Source organism: Pseudomonas gingeri, from assembly GCF_013386165.1.
GTDB classification, from domain to species: Bacteria; Pseudomonadota; Gammaproteobacteria; order Pseudomonadales; family Pseudomonadaceae; genus Aquipseudomonas; species Aquipseudomonas gingeri_C.
Genome location: NZ_JACAOS010000003.1, coordinates 844,889 through 870,344, shown reverse-complemented (window position 1 = coordinate 870,344; position 25,456 = coordinate 844,889). Strand labels below are relative to the sequence as shown.

25 protein-coding genes are annotated in these 25,456 nt (G+C 57.8%); 14 read left to right on the top strand and 11 right to left on the bottom strand.

The genetic code is table 11. From position 1 onward, the window contains the following. Positions 1-3 precede the first annotated feature (3 nt). Both HX866_RS08435 and HX866_RS08430 read right to left on the bottom strand, forming a co-directional pair. Positions 4-3,258 (bottom strand): efflux RND transporter permease subunit, encoded by a 3,255-nt coding sequence (locus HX866_RS08435; RefSeq protein ID WP_256344853.1) that lies wholly within the window; start codon positions 3,256-3,258, stop codon positions 4-6. A gap of 12 nt (positions 3,259-3,270) precedes the next feature. Further along, the gene (locus HX866_RS08430; RefSeq protein WP_177124820.1) at positions 3,271-4,452 is read right to left on the bottom strand and encodes an efflux RND transporter periplasmic adaptor subunit; all 1,182 of its coding nucleotides are present in this window, start codon (positions 4,450-4,452) and stop codon (positions 3,271-3,273) included. Between HX866_RS08430 and HX866_RS08425 the strand changes: the two genes are divergently transcribed. Continuing rightward, the gene (locus HX866_RS08425; protein WP_177138273.1) at positions 4,394-4,612 is read left to right on the top strand and encodes a hypothetical protein; all 219 of its coding nucleotides are present in this window, start codon (positions 4,394-4,396) and stop codon (positions 4,610-4,612) included. The two genes, HX866_RS08430 and HX866_RS08425, sit on opposite strands and share 59 nt — an antisense overlap. Before the next feature lie 5 nt (positions 4,613-4,617). On the opposite strand, the gene HX866_RS08420 is transcribed toward HX866_RS08425, so the two are convergent. The 3 genes from HX866_RS08420 to HX866_RS08410 all read right to left on the bottom strand — a co-directional run bounded on the left by HX866_RS08420 (position 4,618) and on the right by HX866_RS08410 (position 7,052). After that, positions 4,618-5,265 (bottom strand): gamma-glutamylcyclotransferase, encoded by a 648-nt coding sequence (locus HX866_RS08420; protein WP_177097870.1) that lies wholly within the window; start codon positions 5,263-5,265, stop codon positions 4,618-4,620. Positions 5,266-5,464: 199 nt separating this feature from the next. Continuing rightward, positions 5,465-5,788 carry a helix-turn-helix domain-containing protein gene (locus HX866_RS08415; protein ID WP_177138960.1) on the bottom strand — a complete coding sequence of 108 codons (324 nt, stop codon included), beginning with the start codon at positions 5,786-5,788 and terminating at the stop codon, positions 5,465-5,467. Between the two features lie 118 nt (positions 5,789-5,906). After that, the gene (locus HX866_RS08410) at positions 5,907-7,052 is read right to left on the bottom strand and encodes an epoxide hydrolase family protein (RefSeq protein ID WP_177138959.1); all 1,146 of its coding nucleotides are present in this window, start codon (positions 7,050-7,052) and stop codon (positions 5,907-5,909) included. 292 nt (positions 7,053-7,344) lie between these two features. Here HX866_RS08410 and HX866_RS08405 point away from each other — a divergent pair, with 292 nt between their 5' ends. Together HX866_RS08405 and HX866_RS08400 are read left to right on the top strand one after the other, a co-directional pair. Then, complete coding sequence (locus tag HX866_RS08405) at positions 7,345-7,986, top strand: glutathione S-transferase C-terminal domain-containing protein (protein ID WP_177097867.1); 642 nt, start codon at positions 7,345-7,347, stop codon at positions 7,984-7,986. 330 nt (positions 7,987-8,316) lie between these two features. Beyond that, positions 8,317-8,571: a DUF2790 domain-containing protein gene (locus HX866_RS08400; protein WP_177097866.1), complete on the top strand. Its 255-nt coding sequence runs from the start codon at positions 8,317-8,319 to the stop codon at positions 8,569-8,571. 111 nt (positions 8,572-8,682) lie between these two features. On the opposite strand, the gene HX866_RS08395 is transcribed toward HX866_RS08400, so the two are convergent. The 4 genes from HX866_RS08395 to HX866_RS08380 form a co-directional block, all read right to left on the bottom strand. After that, a complete protein-coding gene (locus HX866_RS08395) occupies positions 8,683-9,978 on the bottom strand; it encodes a cation:dicarboxylate symporter family transporter (protein ID WP_177138957.1) in 1,296 nt (431 codons plus the stop codon). Between the two features lie 93 nt (positions 9,979-10,071). Continuing rightward, positions 10,072-11,280: an aminotransferase class I/II-fold pyridoxal phosphate-dependent enzyme gene (locus tag HX866_RS08390; protein WP_177139298.1), complete on the bottom strand. Its 1,209-nt coding sequence runs from the start codon at positions 11,278-11,280 to the stop codon at positions 10,072-10,074. A 9-nt stretch (positions 11,281-11,289) separates the two neighbouring features. Further along, positions 11,290-11,955: an RraA family protein gene (locus tag HX866_RS08385; RefSeq protein WP_177097864.1), complete on the bottom strand. Its 666-nt coding sequence runs from the start codon at positions 11,953-11,955 to the stop codon at positions 11,290-11,292. Between the two features lie 119 nt (positions 11,956-12,074). Beyond that, positions 12,075-12,983, bottom strand: a complete 909-nt coding sequence (locus HX866_RS08380; RefSeq protein ID WP_177097863.1) for a LysR family transcriptional regulator — start codon at positions 12,981-12,983, stop codon at positions 12,075-12,077. A 262-nt stretch (positions 12,984-13,245) separates the two neighbouring features. Here HX866_RS08380 and HX866_RS08375 point away from each other — a divergent pair, with 262 nt between their 5' ends. The 8 genes from HX866_RS08375 (at position 13,246) to HX866_RS08340 (ending at position 19,305) form a co-directional block, all read left to right on the top strand. Then, a complete protein-coding gene (locus HX866_RS08375; protein ID WP_177138955.1) occupies positions 13,246-14,562 on the top strand; it encodes an MFS transporter in 1,317 nt (438 codons plus the stop codon). A 230-nt stretch (positions 14,563-14,792) separates the two neighbouring features. Beyond that, positions 14,793-15,083, top strand: coding sequence for a type II toxin-antitoxin system ParD family antitoxin (locus HX866_RS08370; RefSeq protein ID WP_177138953.1), 291 nt, complete (start codon positions 14,793-14,795; stop codon positions 15,081-15,083). A gap of 2 nt (positions 15,084-15,085) precedes the next feature. Continuing rightward, positions 15,086-15,442 (top strand): type II toxin-antitoxin system RelE/ParE family toxin, encoded by a 357-nt coding sequence (locus HX866_RS08365; protein ID WP_177097860.1) that lies wholly within the window; start codon positions 15,086-15,088, stop codon positions 15,440-15,442. Between the two features lie 209 nt (positions 15,443-15,651). Further along, a complete protein-coding gene (locus HX866_RS08360; protein WP_177097859.1) occupies positions 15,652-15,906 on the top strand; it encodes a DUF2790 domain-containing protein in 255 nt (84 codons plus the stop codon). Between the two features lie 144 nt (positions 15,907-16,050). Next, positions 16,051-16,722, top strand: a complete 672-nt coding sequence (locus HX866_RS08355) for a heavy metal response regulator transcription factor (protein WP_177097858.1) — start codon at positions 16,051-16,053, stop codon at positions 16,720-16,722. After that, the gene (locus HX866_RS08350; protein ID WP_177138951.1) at positions 16,719-18,107 is read left to right on the top strand and encodes a heavy metal sensor histidine kinase; all 1,389 of its coding nucleotides are present in this window, start codon (positions 16,719-16,721) and stop codon (positions 18,105-18,107) included. Before HX866_RS08355 ends, HX866_RS08350 begins: the two co-directional genes overlap by 4 nt. A gap of 83 nt (positions 18,108-18,190) precedes the next feature. After that, complete coding sequence (locus tag HX866_RS08345) at positions 18,191-18,424, top strand: hypothetical protein (RefSeq protein ID WP_177097856.1); 234 nt, start codon at positions 18,191-18,193, stop codon at positions 18,422-18,424. A gap of 113 nt (positions 18,425-18,537) precedes the next feature. Continuing rightward, positions 18,538-19,305, top strand: coding sequence for a substrate-binding periplasmic protein (locus HX866_RS08340; protein WP_177138949.1), 768 nt, complete (start codon positions 18,538-18,540; stop codon positions 19,303-19,305). 9 nt (positions 19,306-19,314) lie between these two features. On the opposite strand, the gene HX866_RS08335 is transcribed toward HX866_RS08340, so the two are convergent. Beyond that, positions 19,315-20,280: an isopenicillin N synthase family dioxygenase gene (locus tag HX866_RS08335; RefSeq protein WP_177138947.1), complete on the bottom strand. Its 966-nt coding sequence runs from the start codon at positions 20,278-20,280 to the stop codon at positions 19,315-19,317. A gap of 401 nt (positions 20,281-20,681) precedes the next feature. Between HX866_RS08335 and HX866_RS08330 the strand changes: the two genes are divergently transcribed. Then, positions 20,682-21,746 carry an alpha/beta fold hydrolase gene (locus HX866_RS08330; protein ID WP_177138945.1) on the top strand — a complete coding sequence of 355 codons (1,065 nt, stop codon included), beginning with the start codon at positions 20,682-20,684 and terminating at the stop codon, positions 21,744-21,746. 59 nt (positions 21,747-21,805) lie between these two features. On the opposite strand, the gene HX866_RS08325 is transcribed toward HX866_RS08330, so the two are convergent. After that, on the bottom strand, positions 21,806-23,566 hold the full coding sequence (locus HX866_RS08325) for a helix-turn-helix domain-containing protein (RefSeq protein WP_177138944.1): 1,761 nt from the start codon (positions 23,564-23,566) through the stop codon (positions 21,806-21,808). 188 nt (positions 23,567-23,754) lie between these two features. On the opposite strand from HX866_RS08325, the gene HX866_RS08320 reads away from it, so the two are divergent. Further along, positions 23,755-24,354, top strand: coding sequence for an amino acid synthesis family protein (locus HX866_RS08320; protein ID WP_177138942.1), 600 nt, complete (start codon positions 23,755-23,757; stop codon positions 24,352-24,354). 114 nt (positions 24,355-24,468) lie between these two features. Beyond that, on the top strand, positions 24,469-25,437 hold the full coding sequence (locus tag HX866_RS08315; protein WP_177138940.1) for a flavin reductase family protein: 969 nt from the start codon (positions 24,469-24,471) through the stop codon (positions 25,435-25,437). The last annotated feature ends 19 nt before the right edge of the window (positions 25,438-25,456 follow it).

The window sequence follows — 25,456 nt, the reverse complement described above, 5'->3', positions numbered from 1 at the left end:
TCCTCACTCGGACACGGCTTCAGCGATGCGCGCCGAAGTGTGCGAACTGTGGTTGTCGAGACGGGTCGCCTGGGCACGTTCTTGTTGTGGCAGGTCAGCCCCCAGGTGCGGGTGCTTGCCATGTTTGTCCACCAAATGCTCGACACCCGACAGCTTGCGCAACAGCACGTAGAACACTGGCGTTAACATCAGGCCGAACAGGGTCACACCGAGCATGCCGAAGAACACCGCGACCCCCATGGCATGGCGCATCTCGGCACCGGCACCCGTGGAGAACACCAGTGGCACCACGCCCATGATGAAGGCAATGGAGGTCATCAGAATTGGCCGCAGACGCAGACGACTGGCTTCGATGGCGGCCTGAGCGATGGTCCGCCCTTGCATCTCCAGCTCACGGGCAAACTCGACGATCAGGATCGCGTTCTTCGCCGACAGCCCCACCAGCACCATCAAACCAATCTGGGTGAAGATGTTGTTATCTCCCTTGGTCAGCCATACACCGACCAGCGCCGAGAAAATGCTCATCGGCACGATCAGGATGATCGCCAGTGGCAACGTCAGGCTTTCGTACAGCGCCGCCAGCACCAGGAACACCAGCAGTACACTGATTGGGAACACCCACAGCGCCGAGTTGCCGGCCAGCACTTGCTGGTACGTCAAGTCAGTCCATTCGTACTTGATGCCGCGAGGGAATACCTCTTTGGCGATGCGATCAACAGCGGCCTGCGCCTGACCGGAGGAGTAACCCGGGGCTGGACCACCGTTGATGTCGGCAGCGGTGTAGCCGTTGTAACGCACGACCATTTCTGGACCGTATGTCGTGCTGACTTTCACCAGCGACGACAGCGGCACCATCTCCCCCTTGTCGTTACGGGTTTTCAGCACGCCGATGCTTTCAGCAGTGGCACGAAATGGAGCATCGGCCTGAGCCCGTACCTGGTACACACGACCAAAAGCATTGAAGTCGTTGACGTACATCGAACCCAGGTAGATCTGCAGGGTGTCGAATACATCGGTCACCGAGACACCCAGCTGCTTGGCCTTGACCCTGTCCAGGTCAACGTTTAGTTGCGGCATGTTGATCTGGAACGTCGAGAACGCCGGGCCCAGTTCTGGTGCCTTGGCCGCCGCCGCCAGGAAGTCCTGAGTGACTTTGTTCAGCGCCTCGTAACCCAGCGCGCCACGGTCTTCGATCATCAGCTTGAAGCCACCAACGGTACCAAGACCGGCCACTGGCGGTGGTGGAAACACGGCAATTGCAGCGTCTTTGATCCCCGCGTACTTGGCATTCAGTTGTGCCACGATGGCCGAGGCCGCTTGGTCCTTGGAGCGGTACTTGGACGGTTCGAGCACAGGGAAAACCAGCGCACTGCTTGGGGAGTTGGCCAGACTGACCGACAACCCCGGGAACTGCGGCAGGTTCTTGACCCCTGGAATAGCCAGGGCGATATCGCCCATTTCACGGACAACCTTCTCGGTACGGTCCAAGGTTGCGCCGCTTGGCAACTGAGCAATGGCCACCACGTAGTCTTTGTCTTGCGCAGGCACAAAACCACCGGGCACGATCTTGCCCATCAGGACGGCACCGCCGAGCAGAATGCCGTAGACCACCAGCATCACCAGCTTGCGATTGACCACGCTGCGCACGCCACTGCCATAGTGTTCCGAGCCACGATGGAACACGCGGTTGAAGGCGTTGAAGAAGCCCCCGAACAGCGCGTCCATGACCCGGGTCAGACGGTCTTTCGGCTCGCCATGCCCTTTGAGCAGGATGGCCGACAGCGCCGGCGACAAGGTCAGCGAGTTGAACGCCGAGATCACTGTCGAGATCGCAATGGTCATCGCGAACTGCTGGTAGAACTGGCCGGTCAGGCCAGACATGAATGCCAGGGGTACGAATACGGCAACCAGTGTCAGGGCGATGGCGATGATCGGCCCACTCACTTCCTGCATGGCCTTGTAGGTCGCATCTCGTGGCGACAGGCCGTCGGCAATGTTGCGCTCGACGTTTTCCACCACCACGATGGCGTCGTCCACGACGATACCGATCGCCAGGACCATGCCGAACAGCGACAAGGCGTTGATGGTGTAGCCAAACCCCAGCAGCAGCGCGAACGTACCAATGATCGACACCGGCACGGCCAGCAAGGGAATCAGCGAGGCGCGCCAGGTCTGCAGGAACACGATGACCACCAAAACCACCAGGGCAATGGCTTCGAGCAGAGTCGTGATGACTGCATGGATACTGTCACGCACGAATTGGGTCGGGTCATATTTGATGCCGTAGTCAACACCGTCAGGCATGTCCTGCTTGATCTCTTCCATGACCTTGCGCACGTCATCGGAGATCTGCAGCGAGTTAGCGTTTGGCTGCTGGAAGATGATCATCTGCACAGCAGGCTTGTTGTCGAGCATTGCCCGCAGGGTGTACTCGGACGCTGCCATCTCGACCCGCGCAACGTCGGACAGATGGGACACCGCCCCACCGGTAGTCTTGAGGATGATGTCGCGGAATTCTTGCTCGGTTTTCAGACGGCCTTGGGCGTTGACGCTCAGTTGCAGCGGCACGTCGGTCAGCATCGGTGCGCCTCCCACAATACCGGCGGCGACTTGCACGTTTTGCTCACGAATGGCTTTCACCACGTCGGTCGCAGTCAGGTTCAGGCGCGCGACTTTCTGTGGGTCGAGCCAGATGCGCATCGAGTAATCACCGGCGCCCCACATCACCACCTCACCCACGCCTGGAATCCGCGCCAGGCGGTCCTTGACGTTGATCAGGGCGTAGTTGCGCAGGTAGGTCAGGTCGTAACGCTGGCCAGGCGACAGGATGCTCACGCCCATGGTCAACGTCGGCGACGACTTGACCGTGGTCACACCCAGGCGTTGCACGTCTTCGGGCAGGCGCGGCAGCGCCTGGGCAACGCGGTTCTGTACGAACTGCTGCGCCTTGTCCGGGTCGGTCCCCAGCTTGAAGGTCACGGTTGTGGTCAACTTGCCGTCACTGTTGGCCAGCGACTGCATGTAGAGCATATCTTCGACGCCGTTGATCTGTTCCTCAATCGGCGAGGCCACGGTTTCGGCGATGACCTTCGGGTTGGCACCCGGATATTCAGCGCGTACCACCACCGAGGGCGGCACCACTTCCGGGTACTCGGCGGTGGGCAGTTTGGTCAGGGCAATCAGCCCCGCCAATACAACCACCACCGACAGCACGCCGGCGAAGATGGGCCGATCAATAAAGAATTTTGAGATGTTCATGATGGGTTCTCGTTAAGCCGCAGGCTTGGCAGCGCGGCTGACATCAGCCATGTCCACCGAGTTGGCGTGGACAGCATCGTTGGGGCGGGCGCGCTGCATGCCGTTGACGATTACGCGATCACCGGCCTTGAGGCCAGCGGTCACCACACGCAGCCCTTCATGCAGGTTGCCCAACGTGACTTCGCGGTACTCAACGCGGTCCTGGGCACCTACCACCAGCACGAACTTCTTCGCCTGGTCGGTTCCAATGGCAGAGTCGTTGACCAACACGGCTTCAAACGGCTTGCCGCCACCTACCTTGATTCGCGCGTAAAGGCCCGGCAGCAGAGCACCGTTGGCGTTGTCGAAACGAGCACGCACACGGATGGTTCCGGACTGGGTGTCCAGCTGGTTGTCGATGGAGTCGACAGCACCTTTACGCGAATAACCGTTTTCGTCCGCCAATCCCAGCGAGACAGGCGCGGTACTCCCGGATGCTTGATTGAGATAACGCAGGTAGGTCTGCTCATCGACATCAAACGAGGCGTAGATCGGCGAGACCGAAACCAGCGTCGTCAGCAGCGGCGAGGTACCCGCCGAGACGATATTGCCCACAGTCAGTTCGGCACGGGACACACGCCCTGCCACAGGCGCACTGATCAGGGTGTAGGACAGGTTGACCTTGGCAGCGTCGAGCATGGCCTTCGCCACTTTGACGTTAGCGGCCGCTTCGCGGGAGGCATTCTGCTTCTCGTCAAAATCACGCTTGGCGATGGCGTTCTGCTCGATCAGCCGCTGAGCGCGAGCCGCATCGGTCGCCGTGTAGATGGCGCGGGATTCGGCAGCCGCCAGTTGGCCGGCAGCCCGATCAACCTCAGCCAGATAAGGACGCTGGTCCAGGGTGAACAGCAGATCGCCCTTTTTCACCAGCGCGCCATCCTTGAAATGTACGGCGACAATCGTGCCTGGTACCAGCGGACGAATGTCGACCCTGTCTACAGCCTCAAGGCGGCCGGAATAACTCTGCCACTCGCTGATGGTTTTAAAGACCACAGTGGCCACGTCCACCTCAGTCTTAGGTGCGACAACATCTGAGGCTGCGTGGGCAGAACTGATGGGCTCGAAGTGATCGCCATACTTCACAACGATACCGGCGATGCCGGCCACTAAGAGCGCACTTAACGCGGCGGATAGCCGTTTACGGTTGGCGATCATTTTCTCTCTCCTGCTCATTAAATATCATTCAGAAAACTACGAACTGCGGGCGCAACGATACCGTTCGGCCATTTCACAAAATGTCGATCAGTACATCACTCAAAGAACGGAATTAGAGGGCCAAGGTAATAATCAGCCCGGCATTCCCGTCGTTATTTAAAACGTCTAAAACATTATTTCTGCGGACAGAGCACCAATGTATTCATCCGCAATTCCACTTTCACTAAGTGCAGAGCAGAGCTTGTGCACATAATCCGCATTACTGCCCATCGGTCCTTCCGCGCTTGTGATGCAGTCGACAATGGACTCCACAGCTGAATCGCTTTCATAAAGCGGGTGATCGGGTTCTGCGACAAAAACCAGGGCTGTCACCTCACTCCCGTCCTCCAGCTCAATTTCGGTCCAGACTGGCTGGTACGCGCCTGTGGGCATCTCGCGGACCCACAGAAGGATCAACTCCGCCTCAGCGACCGCTTCTGTCAGGCGGTACGCGATGCCTTGAGTTGCCCCCCCTGGTTCAAGCGCCAGCATCCGCCCTGGTATATCCATCGTCGCGCGCCCAGCGATCATTCGTAGACAGAAGCTTCGATGCCAGCCCTGGAGCGTTGCAACCTGCTGCCCTGCAAAATTCAGTAAGGGGTTCCAAATCAAAGAACCATAAGCAAAAATCCAGAAATCACCGTGTGTAGGGCGCTCTTTCATGGTGTCGTGCATCGACTGTTCGATGCGCTCAAGCGGCCACAAAATGTCTTCCGGTACATGACCAAAATTCAGTAAGTAATCACCAGAGATGATCAATTGTTTTGTCAGCATTATCGATGGCCTCTACTTCAACTCACCCCTATGGGTGGTGGGTTCGGGATCCCTTCCCTTCAGGTGCCGAAAACGCCTGGGTGAAACTCCATGGTTCGCGGGTCAGTGTTTTGGCGGTCCATGAGCGAATAGTGACCTACGCTCAGTCTCGGATAAACAACGCTCAGCGAGACTGTAAGTAGCCCCGAGAGAGACAATCTCAACCTTTCACCTCCTTGACCTCCAGCGTGCGAGGTCGAGCGGCCACGCTCATATTTAGGACGGCTTCAATCTGCAACATTGCAGGTAGCAAGACTTGCGCGACCGTCATCGACTTAGCAGTAGGCTCCATTCGCCCGCGCAGGCGAATAAATAGCGGATCATCAAAATGCTGCCGAAGTCGCAGCAACGAGCCGCTGACAGCAGGCTGGGTAACATCCAGGAGCTGGGCAGTCCTGGTCAAACTGCGCTCTCTGAAAATAATCAGAAAGACGAGTAACAAATTAAGGTCGAGATCAAGAAATGGCTTTTCGTTAATGAGCATGACTGTAGAGCCCTAATTTAATTAACGCGCTACCGAGTTCGACATTGCAAAGCAACACCCATGGTCAGCGCCAATTAATAGAACGTAGGATTATTTTGAGTGATGCGACAGCCAAGGATCAACGCAGGGTCGCGAAGGCAGCGCGGATCTCACGAGCAAAAATTTGCGGTTGCTCAAAAGCCGCAAAATGCCCCCCTTTGCTGGCCCTGTTCCAGTAGATCAACTGGCTGAACGCTTTCTCGGCCCAGGCTTTTGGCGGGGTATAGATTTCACCCGGGAACACAGAAACGGCGACGGGAATGTCGACAGCCACCGCTCCAAAGTTCAGCCCCGGATGCTCGGCATACATCCGTGCCGAAGAAGCGCCACTGTTGGTAATCCAGTAGAACATGATGTTGTCGAGCATCTGATCATAACTGAAGACGTTTTCCGCTTTACGGCCACTGTCGCTCCACAGCGCAAGCTTCTCGTAGATCCATGCTGCCTGGCCCACCGGTGAATCGGCCAGCGCGTATCCGATTGTTTCCGGGCGGGTGGTCTGAAGGTCGTGATACGCGATACCGTCCGATGCGAACAGCACGCATTGATCCAATGCTGCTTGCTCTTCAGCGGTCAACTCCGCGGGCAGGTCCTGGGGCACAACGAACGGCAAGTTAACGTGGATGGCTTTCAAACCTTCCAACTTGAGACGTCCCATTTCAGTTGTAACCACGCTACCCCAATCCCCCCCCTGTGCCACGTACTCTGCGTAACCCAGACGACTCATCAATTCGTGCCACGCAGTGCCGATACGAGTGCGGTTCCAGCCTTTCCGAGTGGGCTTATCACTGAAACCGTAACCTGGGATCGAAGGCAGAACGACGTGGAACGCATCTTTCGCTTCGCCACCGTGCTCGGTAGGGTTCACCAGCGGATCGATGGTGTCGATAAACTCAATGATCGAACCTGGCCAGCCGTGGGTCATGATCAGCGGCATGGCGTCTGCGTGCGGCGATTTGATGTGGAGAAAATGAATGCCCAGACCGTCGATTTCGGTCTTGAACTGCGGATACCCATTCAGGCGTTTTTCCAGGCGGCGCCAGTCGTAGCGGGTGCGCCAGTAGTCGACCAGCGCTTTGACATCATCCAACTGAGCGCCCTGAGAATGGTCGTCCACGGTTTCACGATCTGGCCAGCGGGTGGTATCCAGACGGCGCGTCAACTCATCGAGTTCAGCCTGGGGAATGTCAATATGGAAGGGGATGAGTTGCGCGTGTTCGGACATGATGAATTCCTCACTCTTTATTGGATCGGCGGCAACGTAGCCGTCGCTTACAGGGCTTCACTATGCCCGGATATCGAGGAGCGATAAGCCAGGCGTAAAGCGACGCTCTGTCTCCTACGAAGCGACAAAACTCATTAGGCCGAGGGGAGGTAAAAGGACGTTCAATTGTCGCTCATGAGGCTACAGACAGTATCTATTTACGGTGTTTATTGTTTTTTTTGCCGAGAACAGACTGTGCCCACTGACCCGATTCACGGGCCTGAACTCGACAAACCACAAAGGTAATCCAGCCATGAAACTCTACATCGCTAACCAAACCTGTTCCCAAGCCGTACAAATCATCGCGAACGAAATTGGCCTCGATCTTGAGCTGGTTCATTTCGACGTTTTCGGTAAAAGCACTTCCAACGGCGATAACTTCGCGGAAGTAAACCCACTGCTCTACGTTCCGGCGTTGGCCCTGGAGAACGATCAACAAGACATCCTGTCCGAGACGATCGTCGTCACTTCCTACCTGGCAGACCAGCATCCAGAGTTCGGCTTGATTCCTGCTCGTGGCACACTGGATCGTGTCAAGGTCGATCAACTGCTGACCTTCATCGCCACCGAGATTGCCCAGAAACACATCCCGCTGATGCGCAAACTGCTGACCGAAGACGGCGCCGCCTGGACCCGTGCCAAAGTTGTGTCTGCCTATGCCACCCTTGATGCTCGCCTTGCCGATGGCCGCGCGTTCCTCACCGGTGACAAGTTCACTGTCGCCGACGCTTACGTGTTTGGCACCTGGTGGCACGAACGCTCCGGTGCACAGATCGACCATCTGAAACACCTGATGGCCTACAAAGCACGTATCGACGCGCTGCCATCGGTCCAGAAAGCGCTTAAAGAAGAGGCTGATCTCTTCGCCGCGCATTCCAAAACCATCTCTGCATAACTGAAACTTTCAGTACAACCAAGGGGCAAGCTAAGAGCTTGCCCCTTGGTTTATGAGCAAACCCCATTGAAAGACAGAATGCCCCCGGCAATGGCGTATTACCGAGCCGTGCGTGGAGCGCGCATTACAATGACCTCTCCTACCCCACCCCTGCACGCGTCCAAACCAGAGCAATCGCCGTCACGTCACCTACGCCCACAAGCCCTGATCCCGCATCAAAATTGCATTACAGCTTTGTCATTGTTTTGTTCGTTATCTGTTTGAGTCGCGTTGTTACTGTGAACTCACTGCCAGACAACAGGCAGCCCACTTGAACAGAGAGACAATGCCATGAAACTTTTCTTCCTCGGATTCGCCGCCCTCCTCGCCACTGGTTCGGCCTTCGCCGGCACCGCTGATAACGCTTCGGTGATTCATGACAAAGCCGGCTTCTACGTCAATCTGGACGTGGCGACAGTCCTGTCCACGACTGACCTTTCTGACCAGTGCGGCGTGGTTCCGACGCGTCTTGACTATCTGGATCATCAGGGCCGGGAACATGTCCTGGACTATCAGGATCAAGGAAACTGCTCCAACCAAAACTGATGGGAAGTTTACGGATACACGATTCAATGCACGAAAAAGTAAGGTTTCCAGGTGAATCGTGATCTGTGTCTCGACGCTGATATTGCCCGCAGATCACGATGCGGAACTCGATTACCGCATGGCCTGCGGATCGGCGTGAACCTGGATCTCCTTGGTATCTGGCAGCAGGACTTTTCCGCTCTTTTGCTCCCATCGAGCAATGACCAAGGGGGCCAAGGCATTGCCCAAGACATTCAGTGTGGTGGTGCCCATGTCCATAATCCGATACACCCCGGCGATGAAGGCAATGCCTTCCAATGGCAGGCCGGCGCTGCTCAATGTCGCCGACAAGATCACAAACATAAAACCCGGTACGCCTGCGGCGCCCTTGGACGTCAGCACCATCGTCACCACCAGCATCGCCTGATCTGCAAGGCTCAGTTCAATGCCATACAACTGGGCGACGAACAACGTACCAATCCCCAGAAATAGCGATGCACCATCCAGGTTGAACGAGTAACCCACGGGCACCACGAAACTGACGATCGAACGTGGAACGCCGAAACTTTCCAGCTTCACCATCAATTGCGGCATGACGGCTGCCGAACTGGCGCTTGAAAACGCCAGTATCAGCTCGTCCTTGATATGCCTGATCAGCTTGAAGAACGGGATACCCGCAATGCGCGCCACACTGCCCAACACAAAGAACGCGAACAGAACAATGGCCAGGTAGGTAACTGCGATCAGCTTGACCAAGGGCAGTAGCGAGCTGAAACCGAAGTTGGCAACCGTCACGGCGATCATGCCAAAAACGCCAATCGGTGAGTACGCCATGACCATGGAGGTCACGCGGAACATGCCCTCCGACAGGCCCCGCAAGGCCTCGACAAGGGGACGCTTGCGCTCCTCACTCAGTCCCGATACGCCGACGCCGAAAATTACCGAAAAGAACAGCACTGGCAAAATGTTGCCCTTGGCCATCGCATCCACGACATTGTCCGGAATAAGGTTCAGCAGGATCTGCGCCAGTCCGTGCCCGCTACTCGTAACCGGAACCACACTCACGGCAACAGCCCTCAAACTGGCAATATCCGTCCCGGCACCGGGTTGCAGTAAATTGCCTATTACCAGACCGACGATGATCGCACTGGTGGTGATCGCGAAAAAATACAACAACGTGCGTACACCGACACGCCCCAGCGACTTGGCGTCGCTGTTCCCGGCGATACCAACGACCATGCAAGCGAACACGATCGGGATAACGATCATTTTCATCAGCCGTATGAAAATATCCCCGGCCGGCTGCAGCACATTGGCAATCAACCAAGGCCGAGCTTCCGGAAACTGGTTCAAGAGCACACCAACTAAAATACCGGCGGCCAGGCCGATCAGAATTTGCATGACTAGGGGAATGCGTGGTTTATGCATGATTGCCTCTGAAAAATTACCGTCTGGGGTGTTTCGGGCAGTTTTTTTGTGTTGAAGCGTAAATCGCAGTAAAGCCGTCGACTCTCTGGTCGATCAGCGCAGCGCCTGGCAAGCACGTTTGATGCGCTCGCAGCCCTCCTCGATCACCTCCATGGCACTGGCAAAGGACAACCGGATGTACGGCGACATGCCGTAGGCGGCGCCTGCGACGGAGGCAACACCGGCATCGCGCAGCAGATAGGCCACGACATCGGTGTCCGTTTCCAGGCGCACCCCATCGACGGTAGTTTTGCCCAGCAAACCGCTGACATTGACGAACACGTAGAACGCGCCATCAGGAGGGCTGAAGCTGATTCCGGGGATGTTCGCCAATAGCTCAAGCATGCGTCGACGACGCGCTGTATAGATCTCGCGCATGGCTGCGATGGGAGCCTGGTCGCCCGCAAACGCGGCAACAGCCGCCGCCTGACTTACAGAGCTTGGGCAGGTCGTGGTCTGGGAAAGCAACTTGCTGATGGCTGCGATCATCCAATTCGGACCCGCGCCAAAACCAAGGCGCCATCCCGTCATGGCGTAGCCTTTGGAGGCACCATTGACGATCAGCGTGCGATCCTTCAGGTCGGGCGCGACCTTGATGAACGAAGCGTGACCCGCCTCGCTGTAGACAAAGTGCTCGTAAATTTCATCGGACATCACCAGTACATGGGGATACCGACGCAGTACCTCGGCCAGTTCGTTCAACTGCGAAGCGCTGTAGGCCGCGCCACTGGGATTGTTCGGGGTGTTGAGAATCACCCATTTGGTTTTGGCGGTGATTGCCGCCTCAAGCTCATCGGCCGTCAGCTTGAATCCGCTGGCTTCGTTGCCGGGAATAATCACCGGTGTGGCGTCGTTGAGCTTGGCAATGTCGGGGTATGAAACCCAATACGGTGCGTGCACGATCACTTCATCACCGGCATTTAATGTGGCGGCCATCGCGTGGAAAATGATGTGCTTGCCGCCCACCCCGGCGATGACCTCATCAACGCCATAGCTCAAGCCATTGTCGCGCTGAAGCTTGGTGACAATGGCTTGAAGCAATGCCGGCGTTCCGGACGTGCTGGTGTAATGCGTATCACCGCCGAACATCGCCTTTTGCGCGGCTTGCAGGATGTGCGTCGGCGTATCGAGATCCGGCTCGCCCACGGTAAAGTTGATGATGTCTTTGCCCTGAGCCCGCAGTTGGGTCACCAGGGCGTTGGCAGCGATGCTGGGTGAAGGTTCGATGCCGAGGACGCGGCGAGAGAGAAATGTCTTGCTCATCATGCTTACTCAGTTGGCCAGGCCGGCGTTATCGAGAACTTTGTCCAGCCAGGACTGGTCGATCGCACCGGTCGCAATTTCCGCCTTCACCTTTTCTTCATGGACCTCGTGCTGACGCGCCTTGACCAGAACCTGTTCTGCATCGGCCTGAGAGAAGGCAACCAAGCCGTCTTCGTCGCCGACGATGATGTCGCCGGGATTGATGATCATGCCGCCGATCGACACCGGGACGTTGATTTCACCCGGGCCACTTTTATAAGGGCCGCAGTGGACGACGCTGCGAGCGTAGCAAGGCGTGTCTTCAAAACTGGCGACATCACGAATGGCGCCGTCGACGATGAAACCGACACAGCCGCGTTGTTGGGCATAGAGCTTGATCAGTTCGCCGATCACCGCATTGTTGCTATCGCCCTGGGCATCGATCACCAGGACGTGCCCTTCCTCCAACAAGGTCAGCGCCTTGTAGATGTACAGGTTGTCGCCTGGACGAGTCTTTACGGTCAATGCCGTTCCCACCAGCTTTCCGGTGCGGTTGTAGCGGTTGAGTCCGCGCGCACCAATGTGGCGACCCATGTTGTCACTGATGTGAGGGGTGACAACGCTACGAAACGCTTCGATCAGATCGACTGACGCCAAGGCGGGTGATGTGAGGATGCGAGAACCAGGGAAAGACATGATGACCTCCGTATACGAGTTAACCCTCATGGGCTGACTCGATGGTATGGAAGGCCGATAGATACTTTTAGCGATATTTATCTATGAAAAATGATTACTTTTTATCATGATTAACAGCATTACCTTGAAGGTTCCAGGATCAGGCGACTGAAATCACAGCACTGCTCTGCCAGGCGTGCGATCTCGAGACTCAAGCCTTGCAAGCGGTCCGCGCGATGCACAGCGGTATAGCGAATTTGCGGCAAGGGTGATGGGGTTTGAATGACTTTCAATCGACCCTGTTCTATCAGCGGAGCAAGGCACTCACGAGGCAAGTAGCTGATACCCACGCCAGAAATCGTCAGGCCCACTTGAGCGACGAGGTAGTTGCTGATCAGGGTCTTGTTCAATCGGACATTGTGTTCGGCAAGCCAGCGCTCATAAATAAGGCCGGTCCCCGAGCTGCCACCTTGGGTCAGCACGGTATACGAAGCCAACGACTGCAAGTCCATAGGCTCATCGTCCGCATAGAGGTCCGGAGCACTCATCCAGACGTTTTCCACACTCTTGAGGGCGGTACTGACAAATCGGGAGTCGCTGAAAATGTCGGGAACGATGATCAGGTCCAGCTGATCGTTTTCCAGCTTCTTGAACAACTCCGAACTCAGCTCGATCGACGGTTCCAATGCAACCTTGGGGTAGGCCGCACGAATCTGCTCAACCAGCGCCGGTAACCAGGTCAGCGCGGTCAACTCGGTCACTCCCACGCGGTAGCGCCTGACCAACGACTCTTTGGAACTGACGCGTTCCAACAGGTAATCCCTCTGGCGAAGCATCTCGACGGCACACTCGAAAAGCTCCTCGCCTTTTTCGGTGAGCCTGGCACTGCGCTTGGAGCGATCGAAGATCGGGACATCAAACGCGTCCTCCAACTCCTGGACCCGTTTAGAGATCGCCGATTGAGACATGTTCAGCTTCATCGATGCGGCCTCGAAGCTTCCCAACTGCACAATCCAGTAAATCGCTTCCAGCTGTTTAAGCGTGATCATTGCAGTGCCCAGGCTGAAAAAAACAACTGGATTATGCCACCCACCCATCACTATTGGTGGACCTTTAACCCATCGCACCTATTCAGGCATTGGCAAACCGTCGGGGCACGAATCACCCGTTGACCAGCAAATCATCACCAAAAGAAATGGAATATCGTGAGTATTTGTCGCTTTTTTTGACTGATTGGCCACCCGTAAATTACGCCCCAATACCTATAACAATAAGGGTTGCATCATGGCTGACTCCAGGACTGCCGAATCTATGGCTAGCGGTAAGTACCGCTGGGTTGTAGCCGGTTTGATTTTCGTCATTTACACCATCGCAGCTGCAGACAGAGCCAACCTTGGCGTGGCAATGCCGTTCATCCGCAAGGAGTTCGACATGAGCAACGCAGAAGCTGGCGGGTTGATGAGTTTGTTTCTCCTGGCCTATGCGTTGGCTCAGATTCCCGCAGGTTTCGCGTTTGCTCGAATGGGCGTCAGCAAGATATTACCCACGGCAATGATCTTGACCTCGCTGCTCACCGGCCTTGTCGGCTCGGCCGGTTCGCTGGTTGCGTTGAAAATCTATCGTTTTGGCTTGGGACTCGCTGAAGGCCCATTGCCGATCAGCATGACCACGACGATCAACAACTGGTTTCCCGCCCGGGAGAAAGGTATCGCCTCGGGCATTTTCCTTTCTGCGGTCAAATTCGGACCGGTCATCGTGCCGCCGCTGTGTGCGGTGATCATCTCGGTATGGGATTGGAGGGAAGTATTTTTCTTCTTCGCAGTGCCCGGCATCGTGCTGTCTTTCGTCTGGTATTTCCTCGTCGCCGATCATCCCTCGAAGAGTCGTTTCGTCAACAAGGTGGAGCTCCAGTACATACTTGACGATGACAAGATCGCTACCCAGCAACACTCGGTAGTTGCCAGGCCTGTCCCAAACTGGCTGAGGAAACTCGACATCCTCATCAGGCGTCGGGCCGAGGCCCCTCTCATCACCAACCGGCAGGTGTTCAAGTCCTGGAATATTTGGGGCTGCGCCACCAGCTACTGCTTCCAGTTAGGGGTGTCCAGCGTCCTGTTGTCCTGGATCCCGACTTACCTCATGACCGTCAAGGGTTTTTCCGTCATGAACATGGGGCTGGTGTCGGCGGCTCCTTGGGTAGGGGCTGTTCTGGGTAACTTACTCGGCGGCTTTTGCTCTGACCGCTTTCTTGTCGGACGACGCAAACCCGGTATGCTCCTGTCGGCCGCGGGCACCAGCGCAATGATGTACCTGCTGATCAACTCACCTGCGGCCCCCCTGCCCTACGGGCTTCTGCTGATGCTGACCGGCATCGTTCTGAGCCTGGGTTTTTCCTCCTATATGTCCTATCCGATGGGCCTTACATCGAAGACCACCTTTCCGGTCTCCAACGCGATCATCAACATGGTCGGACAACTAGGCGCCGCCGCAACGCCATTTCTAACCGGCCTGCTACTGGACAGTTACGGTTGGAACTATGTGTTCACCTACTTGGCCATCGGCTCGTTTATCAGCTTTGTGCTGTTGCTGACCATCGCCGAGCCCATTCCCAGCAAAGCGCCAAAATAATACCCGCAGATTGATAAGACTTTGATGCGCCACCGTTGGAGGCTCGTTCGAACGTGACGCCCCTGACACCTCGTCAGACAGATCCATTTGTCACGTCTCTCTCATTCAGTTTGGCAACCCCTGCAAAGAGGCCACTCGACATGAAACACAGACTTGAACTATGCGCCGATCAACGTGATGGCATAATATGCCAATATCCGAATCAACATCACTTGCACCCGGAGCGCATCATGGCTACCCGAAATGTCGTTCTCACTGATCACCTGGATAAGGTCATCAATGATCTCGTTATCTCTGGCCGCTACCAAAACGCCAGCGAGGTCATGCGCGAAGGGCTTCGCCTGTTGGAGCAACGCGAAGCAGAAGAGTCAGCCAAGCTCGAGGTTCTACGTCAGGCCACCTCAGTGGGACTCATGGACCTTGAGCAAGGTCGCTTCATCGAAGTTGAAAGTGACCATCTCGGGCAACTTTTCGCTGACATCGGTGAAAAGGCTGCCCTGTCAGTGACCGAGAAGCGTTGAGCATGGCGAAGTACCGTATTGCTCATACGGCTCTGGTCGATGTCGAGGATGTTCTGAGGTACTCCCAGGCACAGTTTGGAACAAGCGCCAGGATCAGATATCAGACGCTTATACGTACCGCGATCGAAGACCTTGCAGTCACACCGGAAAGGGTCGGCAGCAGCCCCCGTGACGAAATCTCACCCGGTTTGAGAAGTTTCCATCTGATCTATGTACGTAAGCGCGCTGCAAGCTCCAGCGGCATTGTCCAAAGGCCTCGCCACGTCGTTTTCTATCGACGGGTTGACGACAACGTCATTGAGGTTGTCCGAATTCTGCATGACGCAATGGAAGCCAGATCACACCTTACTCAGCAATAGAAGAGCCTCATCCTAGGCAACCCAAGCTGGGGCCTTCCCCTGTGACCGTCATTTTTTATCGCTGACACGCCGCTGGCCCCCCCTCTGATCCCGGACGAAATTGCATTACAGCTTTGTCATTGTTTTGTTCGTTAGCTGTTTGAGTCGCGTTGTTACTGTGAACTCACTGCCAGACAACAGGCAGCCCACTTGAACAGAGAGACAATGCCATGAAACTTTTCCTCCTCGGATTCGCCGCCCTCCTCGCCACCGGTTCCGCCTTCGCCGCCACCCCTGATAGCTCGTCGGTGATTCATGACAAAACCGGCTTCTACGTCAATCTGGACGTCGCGAAAGTCCTGTCCACGACTGACCTTTCGGACCAGTGCGGCGTGATTCCGGCGCGTCTCGATTACCTGGATCATCAGGGCCGGGAACATGTCCTGGACTATCAAGTTCAAGGCAATTGCTCCAACCAGAACTGATTGAAGGTTTACGAATATGACTGATAAAGAGCAGGGGCAATGCGCGGCGCAACCGAGTGATCGGGCTATACTCGCGCCACCTGCTCGCGGCTTTCTGGTCCGCTTTCGTGAATCGAATACCGAAACTGAACCAAGGTAATACTCATGAATATTCTGGTCGTAGAAGACGAGCCCAAAGCGGGCAACTATTTGCTCAACGGCCTGCAGGAGCAAGGCTACTCCGTCAGCCTGGCCCGCGATGGCGTTGACGGTTTGCACCAGGCCCTGGAAACCTCATTCGACGTCATCGTGCTGGATGTGATGATGCCGAAAATGGACGGTTGGGAAGTCCTGCGCCAGCTGCGCAAGGAGGCTGATACACCGGTCCTGTTCCTCACCGCGCGAGATGATATCGCCGACCGCATCAAGGGCCTGGAACTGGGGGCCGACGACTATCTGATCAAGCCCTTCTCTTTCGCCGAGTTGGTCGCCCGCCTGCGCACCCTGACCCGACGCGGTCCGACCCGGGAAGAAGAGCAACTGCAGATCGCCGACCTGCAGATCGATGTCATCAAACGCCGCGTCACCCGCGCCGGCGTGCGAGTCACACTGACCAACAAGGAGTTTGCACTGCTGCACCTGTTTGCCACACATCAGGGCCAAGTGCTGTCCCGCTCGCTGATCGCCTCGCGGGTCTGGGACATGAACTTCGACAGCGACACCAACGTGGTCGACGTGGCGGTGCGCCGCCTGCGCCTGAAAGTCGACGACCCTTTCCAGCTCAAGCTGATCCACAGTGTGCGTGGCATTGGCTACCGCTTCGATACGCAACCATGAAGCGTCGCCATTACTCCCTGACGCTGCGCCTGGCCGTGGTCTTTGCCTTGCTGGCCTTTACCCTGCTGGCGACCATGGGTGTCGCACTCTACCGCGAACTGGAGAGCGAGCTGATACGCCGTGACGAAGCCGCACTCGTCTACCGTGTCAATCAGTTACGCAACCTGCTCAATGACAGCAACACCCGGGATCTGATCAGAACCAAGCCCGTGCTGTTTCAGAACATGATGGACAATCGCGAAGCCGTACTCAGTATCGGGGCTCCAGGCGGGCCTCCGTTACTCGAGGTCAATCCCGGGCACCTCAATATTCCCCAGCTGGTTCCGGTCGCGATGGAGCACACCCTGGAGCTGAGCGATGTGCGGAAGGTCGCGGAAGTCAATGGTGCACCCTTCGCCGCAGTGTCCGCGAGTATCGACTCGGGCAAACTGCAATTGACCATTGGCCGCCTGATGACCGAACGCACAGCCGTGCTGGCCAGCTACCGTCTCAACGTCTACATCCTCGCCAGCCTGGCGGCCATTGTCCTGGCCCTGGCCGGCTGGCTGATGGTTTACCGTGGTTTGCTGCCGGTGAGACGGCTGGCACAGCACGCCCATGGTATCGGCGTCGGCAATCTGACCGAGCGCCTCGACAGCCAGGGTGCTCCGAAAGAACTGTTACCGATGATCGACGCCTTCAATACCATGCTTGAGCGCCTGGGCAAGGGCTTTGAACAGTTGGGTCAGGTCTCCACCGACATGGCCCATGAGTTACGCACCCCCATTAACAACCTGCTGGGCGAAACCCAGGTCGCGATGCAACAAAACCGCAGCGTCGAACATTATCAGCAGCTACTCGCCTCCAATGTGGAGGAACTCGAACGCCTGGCGCGGATGCTCGACAATATGCTCTTCCTCGCCCGCACCGACCCGAGCAGTGCCCGTCATCAACGTCAGGAACTGGACGCCGCCGAGGAAGTGGAACGCATCGCGGACTACTTTGAGGGTCTGGCGGCGGATGTCGGCATCACCATCCGCGCAGAGGGTGAAGGGATTATCTGGGCCGAGCCCGTTCTGCTGCGGCGCGCCCTGGCGAATCTGTGTTCCAACGCGATCAAGTACGGCGCACCTCATTCCGAACTGTTGATCCAGGCCATACCGTCGGACGCCGGCATCCATCTGCGTGTGCGTAACCACGGTGCAAACATCCCGGCGGAACACCTTCCGCGACTCTTCGAGCGGTTCTATCGGGTTGATCAATCACGTGAGCGCTCGGCTCATTCCAACGGGCTGGGCCTGTCGATCGTAGCAACCATCATGCAACTGCACAGTGGTCTCTACCAGGTCACCAGCGAGGGTGGACTGACCTGCTTCGAGCTATTCTTTCCGATGCGCGAGCAGTAAACGTCGAGCGCCCTGAAATAAATGAAACCCTTCGATACCTGGCTGATCCACTTTAGCGGGCTCCCCCGAAAAGAGGCTTGATCATGAACAAACAAGACACCGCCTTCTACAGTCTCCTGAATGAAATCTCCCAGGGCAAGAATGAAGTCAAGGATCCTGCCGAGGTCGATACGCTGGAACGCTTGATCAGCTTCAATTATGCGCAGGCTGTTGCCGATACCCGCCACCAGCAACTGGTCTACAGCGATGCCCAGATGACCACCATGGGAAAAGCCTTTCTGGCGGAATGTAAAACAGCGGAACACCCCGCCAGGTAGAGGAATTTTCGTCCCGAAGCCCACGCTCGAATCCGCGCTACGCTTAGGCAGCGGTTGCCATGGTTTCCTCGGCTATTTCCGGGAGCTGCCAGCCGTGCTTGAGAGATCAAGTCATGAGCCAGATCACACGCGTATCCCATATTCGTAGCCAAGCGCTTGGTAGACTGTGCCTGTCGATAAGCCTGCTGATGACCGGTCACGTCTGGGGCGCCCCTCTGCCGGTCGACCTGTTTATCATCGATGCGCCCCCACTGACGCTGGTCGATGATGCCAAAGGTCACGGCATCGTCGGAGACGCCGCCTTGATGGCGATTGCCCAAGCCGGCTATGTCGCTCGTATACAGGCGCTGCCCTGGGCCCGATCGCAAAAATACGTCAGCGAGAAACACGACCTCTTGATCGCCCCCTTGTCCCGAACGCCGGAACGCGAAGAACACTTCACCTGGATCGCACCCATCATGTCCATGGATCGCGCCTTTTTCAGCCTTGAACATCGCGTGAGCAGCTTTGCGGAAGCCAAGAGGGTTTACCATTTGATCGGCGTTGGCCTGGGCAGTGCGCAAGAGGAAATCCTCCGTGCACAAGGCTTCAGCGACGAGCAGATCTACCCGTTGACCATCGGCGAAAACCCCGCGCAAATGCTCTTGAAAGGTCGCATCGACGCCTGGTTCAACGGTGTTCCCGAGAGCCCGTACATTTGGTCCGCAGTGTCTCGCCGCAAACTGCTCATGAGCCCCCCCATGAGCACGATGGATCTCTATCTCGCCTGTTCGAAGCAATGTTCCGCCAAGCTGGTAGAGGACTTGCGCGAGGCGATTGAAGCGCTCCGTCAGGACGGGACGCTGGCCCGGATAAAAGAGCGCTATTTATCGCCACGGTGAGCCTTGAGTTCACTGAGCCTTCTTGCGATACGCCATCGAATCGTCGATGCGCTTGAGTATGTAGTCCCCCGCCGCCACCGGCGGATACAGACTCAGGGTCGACTCGATCCCCAGCTCGCAGGGATCGACCAGGGCCCCATAGGTCGGATCATAGAAGGTCGCAATGGAATAACGCTCATGGCCGGAGCGGTTGATCACCCGATGCAGGGTCGAGCGAAAACGATTGTTGGACCAACGCGCCAACAGATCACCGACATTCACCACCAGGCTGCCCGGAATCGGCGTGGCGTCGATCCAGCGATTGGAGCCCAGCTCACGGACCTGCAAACCGCCGCTGTTGTCCTGATACAGCAAGGTGATGCAACCATAGTCGGTGTGCGGCGCCACCCCGAATTGATCGGCGTCGGCCTGGGGTGGTTGCGGCGGGTAATAGACCATCTGGGTGCGCTGCAAAGGCTTGGTGTATTTGTCGGTGAAGAAGTGTTCGTCAATTCCCAACCCCACCGCCACCACCCTCAGCAGGTCGGCCCCGGCCTTGCCGATTTCCTCATAGTACTCAGCCAGGACCTCGCGCAACGACGGCATGAACGCCGGCCACTGGTTCGGCCCGCGCAGCGCCTCACCGGCGAGCACGCTGGGATCCTCTTCGGCCAGCTCGAGCCCGAGACTGAAAAACTCCTTGTGATCGGGTTTGCTGGCTTCGTACATGGTCGCCCCGCCCAGCGCGTGCCAGCCACGATGGCGTTTATTCACCGCCACCTCGCGCTTGACCTCGGCCGGGTAGGCAAAGAACTGTCCGGCCGCCGCCATTGCCCTGTCGATCACCGACTGCGGCACGCCGTGATTGATGATGTAGAAGAAGCCGATATCACAGCAGGCCGTTCGGATGGCATCGGCGGCCCGGCGAACGCTCGCCGGGTCACCTTCGCGCACACCGGACATATCGATCAGAGGTAGATGGATACTCGAAGACATGTTCACTCCTGAGGTCGGGGTCAAGGGGCAATAAAGAACGATCGGGGCTTCCTGTATATACAGCTAAAAGCATTTACCGTGCCGCTCCCTGTCGCCCCACTGGACCATGCGTGCCAGAGCCTCTAACCGGCGTAAAACCTGACTGGCGCGCTGCCACCCTCAGTTCCCATACGCCCCAATAGTGTGCGCTGGAGATCCGATTGGTGCGGTTATTGGTTACACCTCCTGGGCGTTTCTCCGCCTGTATAGGCAGCAGGTGTTGTGTATCACTCTGTGTCTCAAACCACGACGGTACATCCGTTTACACCCCACGCAGATCCTGAAACAAGCCAGATACCTCACCGCGCTCAAATGTGAGTCAGCCAGAACACCTGACCCGTCGCTTGAAAGGAGACCTCAACATGAATATGAATCCGCTGAAAAGCCATGCCGAGCAAAAGCGCCGCCTGATTGGCCCATCCGTCCTCGCGTTCACCCTGATGCAATTCGGTGTTTTCGGCATGGCGAACGCACAGGCCAGCGACGCAAAAGTCAGCGCCCCCGCAGCCACCAGCGTGGTCGCCGCCTCCCCGTTTGGCCCGCTGAAACATATCAACGCCGGTCTGCTGGACGTGGCCTACGCCGAAACCGGTCCTGCCGACGGCCCGGTGGTCATTCTTCTGCATGGCTGGCCCTACGACATTCACAGCTATGACGAAGTCGCCCCCTTGCTGTCGGCAAAGGGTTACCGGGTGCTGATGCCCTATGCCCGTGGCTACGGGGAGACACACTTCCTTTCCGCCAATACCGTTCGCAATGGCCAACCCGCCGCGCTGGCCAGTGACGTCATCGACTTCATGGACGCACTGAAGATCAAGCAGGCCGTGCTCGGTGGCTACGATTGGGGGGCACGCTCGGCGGACATCGTCTCGGCGCTCTGGCCGGAGCGGGTCAAGGCACTGGTCTCGGTCAGTGGGTATCTGATCGGCAACCAGGAAGCCGGCAAGGCGCCCTTGCCGCCCAAGGCCGAGTTGCAGTGGTGGTATCAGTACTACTTCGCCACCGAACGGGGCCGCGCCGGCTACGAAAAGAACACCCATGACTTCGCCAAATTGATCTGGCAAACGGCCTCGCCGAAATGGGCTTTCGACGACGCCACCTTCAATCGCAGCGCCGCCGCCCTGGACAACCCCGACCACGTCGCCATCACCGTGTTCAATTACCGCTGGCGCCTGGGCCTGGTTCAGGGTGAAACGAAATACGACCCTCTGGAGCAAAAGCTCGCCAAGGCGCCCTCCATCAGCGTGCCGACCATCACCCTTGAAGGCGACGCCAATGGCGCGCCGCACCCCGCGGCCGAGGACTACGCCAAACGTTTCACCGGCCAATATGAGTACCGGCTGATCAAGGGCGGTATCGGCCACAATCTGCCGCAGGAAGATCCACGGGCTTTCGCCCAGGCCGTCATCGACGCCGACCACCTTTGATGCCCAGTTGAAAGGAGCACGCCGACGAAGCCCATGCCCGTCTTCGGCCGGTTGGCTCCTTAGCTGTCAATCACCCGTTGCAGATGAATCGCCAACTCCGTGGCAAATCGCCGTTCCGGGGTCTCGACATCGATCCCGAACAGTTCCTGAATCCGCGACAGCCGGTACCTCAGCGTCGTTACGTGCAGTCCCATGGCATCGGCGCAGGCCTGACTGCGGCAGCTTTCCCTCAGATAGACCGTCAGTGTCTCGAGGTAAGGCGTGTGATGCTTACGGTCATGGGCCAGCATGGCGCCGACGCTTTCGTTGACGAAGGTACGAATATCTTCACCGCCTACCGCCGCCACAAAAATCGGTATCGGCCCGAAGTCCTGGTCGGTGATCGGACCACTGCGGCCGAATGAACGGGCAATATCGATCAAGCGCCGGCAGCGCTCCCAGGCCGCGGGATAATCGCTCAACGCCGTGCAAATGCCGCTCGCCAGCAAGATCGGTTCGCTCCCCAGGTAGTGCGCCAGGTCATCGGCAATCTGCCGCTTGACCTTGGCCAGTCGCTCCCGGCCCTTCTCACCGTCCACGGGCACAAGGCACACCAGGCCGTTGTCGACCACGATCACCGTTGAATGGATTGCCGCGCGCTGGAGGATACGGGCCACGTTGTGATGCAGATTCTTCGGCTCACGGGCCTTGCCGCCGTAGTCGATAATGATCATCTGCTGCGCGGTGCTGAAGCTGATGCCCAGGCGTTGGGCCCGTTGCTGGATATCATCGGCGTCGCGCCAGCGGCCTTCGAGCACTTCGAAGAGCAGTTCGGTCTGGGTTCGGGTTTCGAAGCGAAAGCGGATAAAGCTGCGCATCATCTGCACGCTCAAGGCGAACTTGGCGCTTTCCAGCATCAACAGATCCAGCTCGTTCAACGGCTGGGCCACGGGAAACAGCAGCAACGCCCCCACCAGTTCGTGATCGACCATCAGCGGCTCGATCTGCGCCCGCAGGGTGAACTGACGCTGGCCGTCGTCGAGAAACAGATTGACCGTGCTCCTGAGGACACTTCTCAGGCCTTCATGGGCCGCCTTGGAAATCTGCACGCTCAGCACCCCGGCGACCGCCGCCTGCCAGGCGAGGTCATCGAACAGTGCGGTATCCGGCGAGCGGCCGGCCACCACCTGATTGGCAGTGAAGTCCACGGCAATCACCGGGTTGGGCAACTGGTTGCCGACCATCAGCGACAGCGACGTCACCGAGCCGCCGCCCAGCACGTGTTCCAGCAAGGTGGTGTGTACGTGCAACGCCTGCTGCATACGTTCGGCGGCGCGGCGCTCGGCCTCCAGTTGACGCTGACGTTCCACCGCGATGGCGCCCAGGTGGATGATCATGCCGAGGAACACCCGGTCCTCTTCCGATACGTCCATGATCGTGCGGGAAATCACGCTGAGCACCATGGGCCGGCCGTCGAAATCGGTGCAGTTCATCGGCATCACCATCACCGTACGGTAATCGCGTTCCTGGGACTCACGGCGGTAGCCGGGGTACTCGGATTCCCGTACGTCGCGGATAAACACCGGTTCATTACGCTGCAAGGCGGTCATCACCGGGCTCGAAGACAGCTCCCAGCAATCCACCAGCGGGCGCTGCACCAGGGTCGGGTCATGGCGGGCAATGACATGGCCAAAACCGGCCTCCATATCAATGGCCATGATCGAGCTCATGGTCCAGTGGGTATGACGGCAACTGGCGTAGACCAACTGGTGCAGCATCGACTGCAGATCGCCGCCGGAGTTGATCTGACTGGCCACATCACGCAACGACAGTATCTGCATTTCTCGATTCAAGGCGCTCACCTGAACATGGAGGTCATGGCCGTCAACTTGCCTGCCCGGCCGAGCTGATACTTGCGCCGGTTCCGAGCAATGTCCAGATGATTTGTACTCCTGAACCCCGGAAGACGGGTTTTGCCTTTGCCCATAGCCTTTGTCAAAACCAACAACCACAAGGGCGACGAGTCATCATGAATCTGGAAAATCTGGGCGTCAGAAAGTATTCCACCTTTATCGAGGAAACCTTTATCGAAGGCGGCAAGGACGCCGGCAAACCCATCACCTTGATCGTGGTAGCCGCCGTGCTGAAAAACCCCTGGGCCGGCCAGGGCTTCGTCGAAAACCTGCGCCCGGAGATCTTGCGCCTGGCGCCAGGCCTGGGCTACGAAATGACTCGACGTCTGACGGCCCTGATGCCTGGCCACAAGGTCGAAGCCTTTGGCAAGGCCGCTGCCGTCGGGGTCAACGGTGAAATCGAGCACGCCTCGGGGCTGATCCACACCCTGCGCTTTGGCAACCTGTTTCGCGAAGCGGTAGACGGCACGGCCTACCTGAGCTTCACCAACACCCGCAACGCCCCAGGCGCCCTGCTCGCCCTGCCGATGGTGCACAAAAGCGAAACCGGCAAGCGCTCGCACTTTCTCACCGCCAACTTCCAGATCGCCGATGCACCGGGGCCGGACGAAGTGCTGATCGCCATCGGTGCGGCCGACGGCTCGCGCCCGCACCCGCGCATTGCCGATCGGTACCAGGACATGGCGGAGATGGACGCGGAACGTCCAAAGGACTGAAGCCCCCCTTCGAAGCGCAGCAAAAATTCCACCCAGGTTCCTCTTGATCGACGCAAGCCTACCGGTTCCCGCCCTCGTAGGCTGCATCAAACCACAAGAAACAGGAGTACTCCGATGCCGAGCAGCATGGTCAACACCCACCTTGCAGCAGTCGATCCCGGCGCTTTGCGCCAGGCCTTCGGCACTTTCGTGACCGGGGTTACCGTCATCACCACCCATGACGCCGAGGGTAACCCACGGGGCATGACGGCCAATTCGTTCACCTCGGTATCCCTCGACCCGCCGCTGCTGCTGGTGTGCGTCGGCAAGTCGGCGGCCAGTTACAGTGCGTTCGCTGGCACCGAGCACTTCGCCGTCAACCTGCTGCATGAAGGACAGGTGGACGTTTCGGGGACCTTTGCCTCCAAATCGCCGGACAAGTTCCACACCGTCAACCACGACAAGGTCCACACCGGCGCGCCGATCCTGACCGACAGCCTGACCTGGTTCGATTGCACCGTGGACCAGCGTATCGAAGCCGGCGACCACCTGGTGCTGATCGGCCAGGTCCGCGCCTTTGGCACCAGTCCCAAGTTGCCGCTGTGTTTCTGCCGAGGCCGCTACGCCAATATCCAGGACCCGTTGCCGGCCAGTTGGCTGGACTCCCACAAGATGATCATCGGCTACCTGATCGAAGCTGGTGACGCGATCCTGTTCCGTGCCGACGGCGCCGGTGGCTGGACCCTGCCCGTGGCCGGCAAGCGCAAGGGCTTTATCGACGTGGGCCAGAACGCCCTGTCGATCGAACTGGAGTCGACCTTTCTGTACTCGGTATTCGACGTCGACGACACCGATCCTGGCTACCTGATCTACCGCGCCCAACTCGATCCCCTCCAGGGACCTTTCGAGCTGCCCGAGACCCTGCGTTTCTTCCCCCTCGACGAGTTGCCCATCGAGCAGATGCCGGTCAACGAATTGCGCTCGGTGGTGCGCCGTTACGCCCGTGAGCGCAAGAACCAGCAGTTCGGCATTTACACCGGCTCCGCCGAGAGCGGCCGGGTGGAGATGATCGAGAACGCCGCGCTGGCCCATGAATGCCTTTGATACGCACCCACAGGACTCC

Excerpts from the sequence above, each read along its gene's own strand:
- HX866_RS08320 (WP_177138942.1), top strand. The coding sequence starts at position 23,755 with ATGAATCTGGAAAATCTGGGCGTCAGAAAGTATTCCACCTTTATCGAG.
- HX866_RS08410 (WP_177138959.1), bottom strand. The coding sequence starts at position 7,052 with ATGTCCGAACACGCGCAACTCATCCCCTTCCATATTGACATTCCCCAG.
- HX866_RS08405 (WP_177097867.1), top strand. The coding sequence starts at position 7,345 with ATGAAACTCTACATCGCTAACCAAACCTGTTCCCAAGCCGTACAAATC.
- HX866_RS08415 (WP_177138960.1), bottom strand. The coding sequence starts at position 5,788 with ATGCTCATTAACGAAAAGCCATTTCTTGATCTCGACCTTAATTTGTTA.
- HX866_RS08335 (WP_177138947.1), bottom strand. The coding sequence starts at position 20,280 with ATGTCTTCGAGTATCCATCTACCTCTGATCGATATGTCCGGTGTGCGC.
- HX866_RS08360 (WP_177097859.1), top strand. The coding sequence starts at position 15,652 with ATGAAACTTTTCCTCCTCGGATTCGCCGCCCTCCTCGCCACCGGTTCC.
- HX866_RS08345 (WP_177097856.1), top strand. The coding sequence starts at position 18,191 with ATGAACAAACAAGACACCGCCTTCTACAGTCTCCTGAATGAAATCTCC.
- HX866_RS08370 (WP_177138953.1), top strand. The coding sequence starts at position 14,793 with ATGGCTACCCGAAATGTCGTTCTCACTGATCACCTGGATAAGGTCATC.
- HX866_RS08315 (WP_177138940.1), top strand. The coding sequence starts at position 24,469 with ATGCCGAGCAGCATGGTCAACACCCACCTTGCAGCAGTCGATCCCGGC.
- HX866_RS08380 (WP_177097863.1), bottom strand. The coding sequence starts at position 12,983 with ATGATCACGCTTAAACAGCTGGAAGCGATTTACTGGATTGTGCAGTTG.
- HX866_RS08400 (WP_177097866.1), top strand. The coding sequence starts at position 8,317 with ATGAAACTTTTCTTCCTCGGATTCGCCGCCCTCCTCGCCACTGGTTCG.
- HX866_RS08435 (WP_256344853.1), bottom strand. The coding sequence starts at position 3,258 with ATGAACATCTCAAAATTCTTTATTGATCGGCCCATCTTCGCCGGCGTG.
- HX866_RS08330 (WP_177138945.1), top strand. The coding sequence starts at position 20,682 with ATGAATATGAATCCGCTGAAAAGCCATGCCGAGCAAAAGCGCCGCCTG.
- HX866_RS08325 (WP_177138944.1), bottom strand. The coding sequence starts at position 23,566 with ATGCAGATACTGTCGTTGCGTGATGTGGCCAGTCAGATCAACTCCGGC.
- HX866_RS08390 (WP_177139298.1), bottom strand. The coding sequence starts at position 11,280 with ATGAGCAAGACATTTCTCTCTCGCCGCGTCCTCGGCATCGAACCTTCA.
- HX866_RS08355 (WP_177097858.1), top strand. The coding sequence starts at position 16,051 with ATGAATATTCTGGTCGTAGAAGACGAGCCCAAAGCGGGCAACTATTTG.
- HX866_RS08395 (WP_177138957.1), bottom strand. The coding sequence starts at position 9,978 with ATGCATAAACCACGCATTCCCCTAGTCATGCAAATTCTGATCGGCCTG.
- HX866_RS08350 (WP_177138951.1), top strand. The coding sequence starts at position 16,719 with ATGAAGCGTCGCCATTACTCCCTGACGCTGCGCCTGGCCGTGGTCTTT.
- HX866_RS08340 (WP_177138949.1), top strand. The coding sequence starts at position 18,538 with ATGAGCCAGATCACACGCGTATCCCATATTCGTAGCCAAGCGCTTGGT.
- HX866_RS08375 (WP_177138955.1), top strand. The coding sequence starts at position 13,246 with ATGGCTAGCGGTAAGTACCGCTGGGTTGTAGCCGGTTTGATTTTCGTC.
- HX866_RS08385 (WP_177097864.1), bottom strand. The coding sequence starts at position 11,955 with ATGTCTTTCCCTGGTTCTCGCATCCTCACATCACCCGCCTTGGCGTCA.
- HX866_RS08365 (WP_177097860.1), top strand. The coding sequence starts at position 15,086 with ATGGCGAAGTACCGTATTGCTCATACGGCTCTGGTCGATGTCGAGGAT.
- HX866_RS08425 (WP_177138273.1), top strand. The coding sequence starts at position 4,394 with ATGCCGGCCACTAAGAGCGCACTTAACGCGGCGGATAGCCGTTTACGG.
- HX866_RS08430 (WP_177124820.1), bottom strand. The coding sequence starts at position 4,452 with ATGATCGCCAACCGTAAACGGCTATCCGCCGCGTTAAGTGCGCTCTTA.
- HX866_RS08420 (WP_177097870.1), bottom strand. The coding sequence starts at position 5,265 with ATGCTGACAAAACAATTGATCATCTCTGGTGATTACTTACTGAATTTT.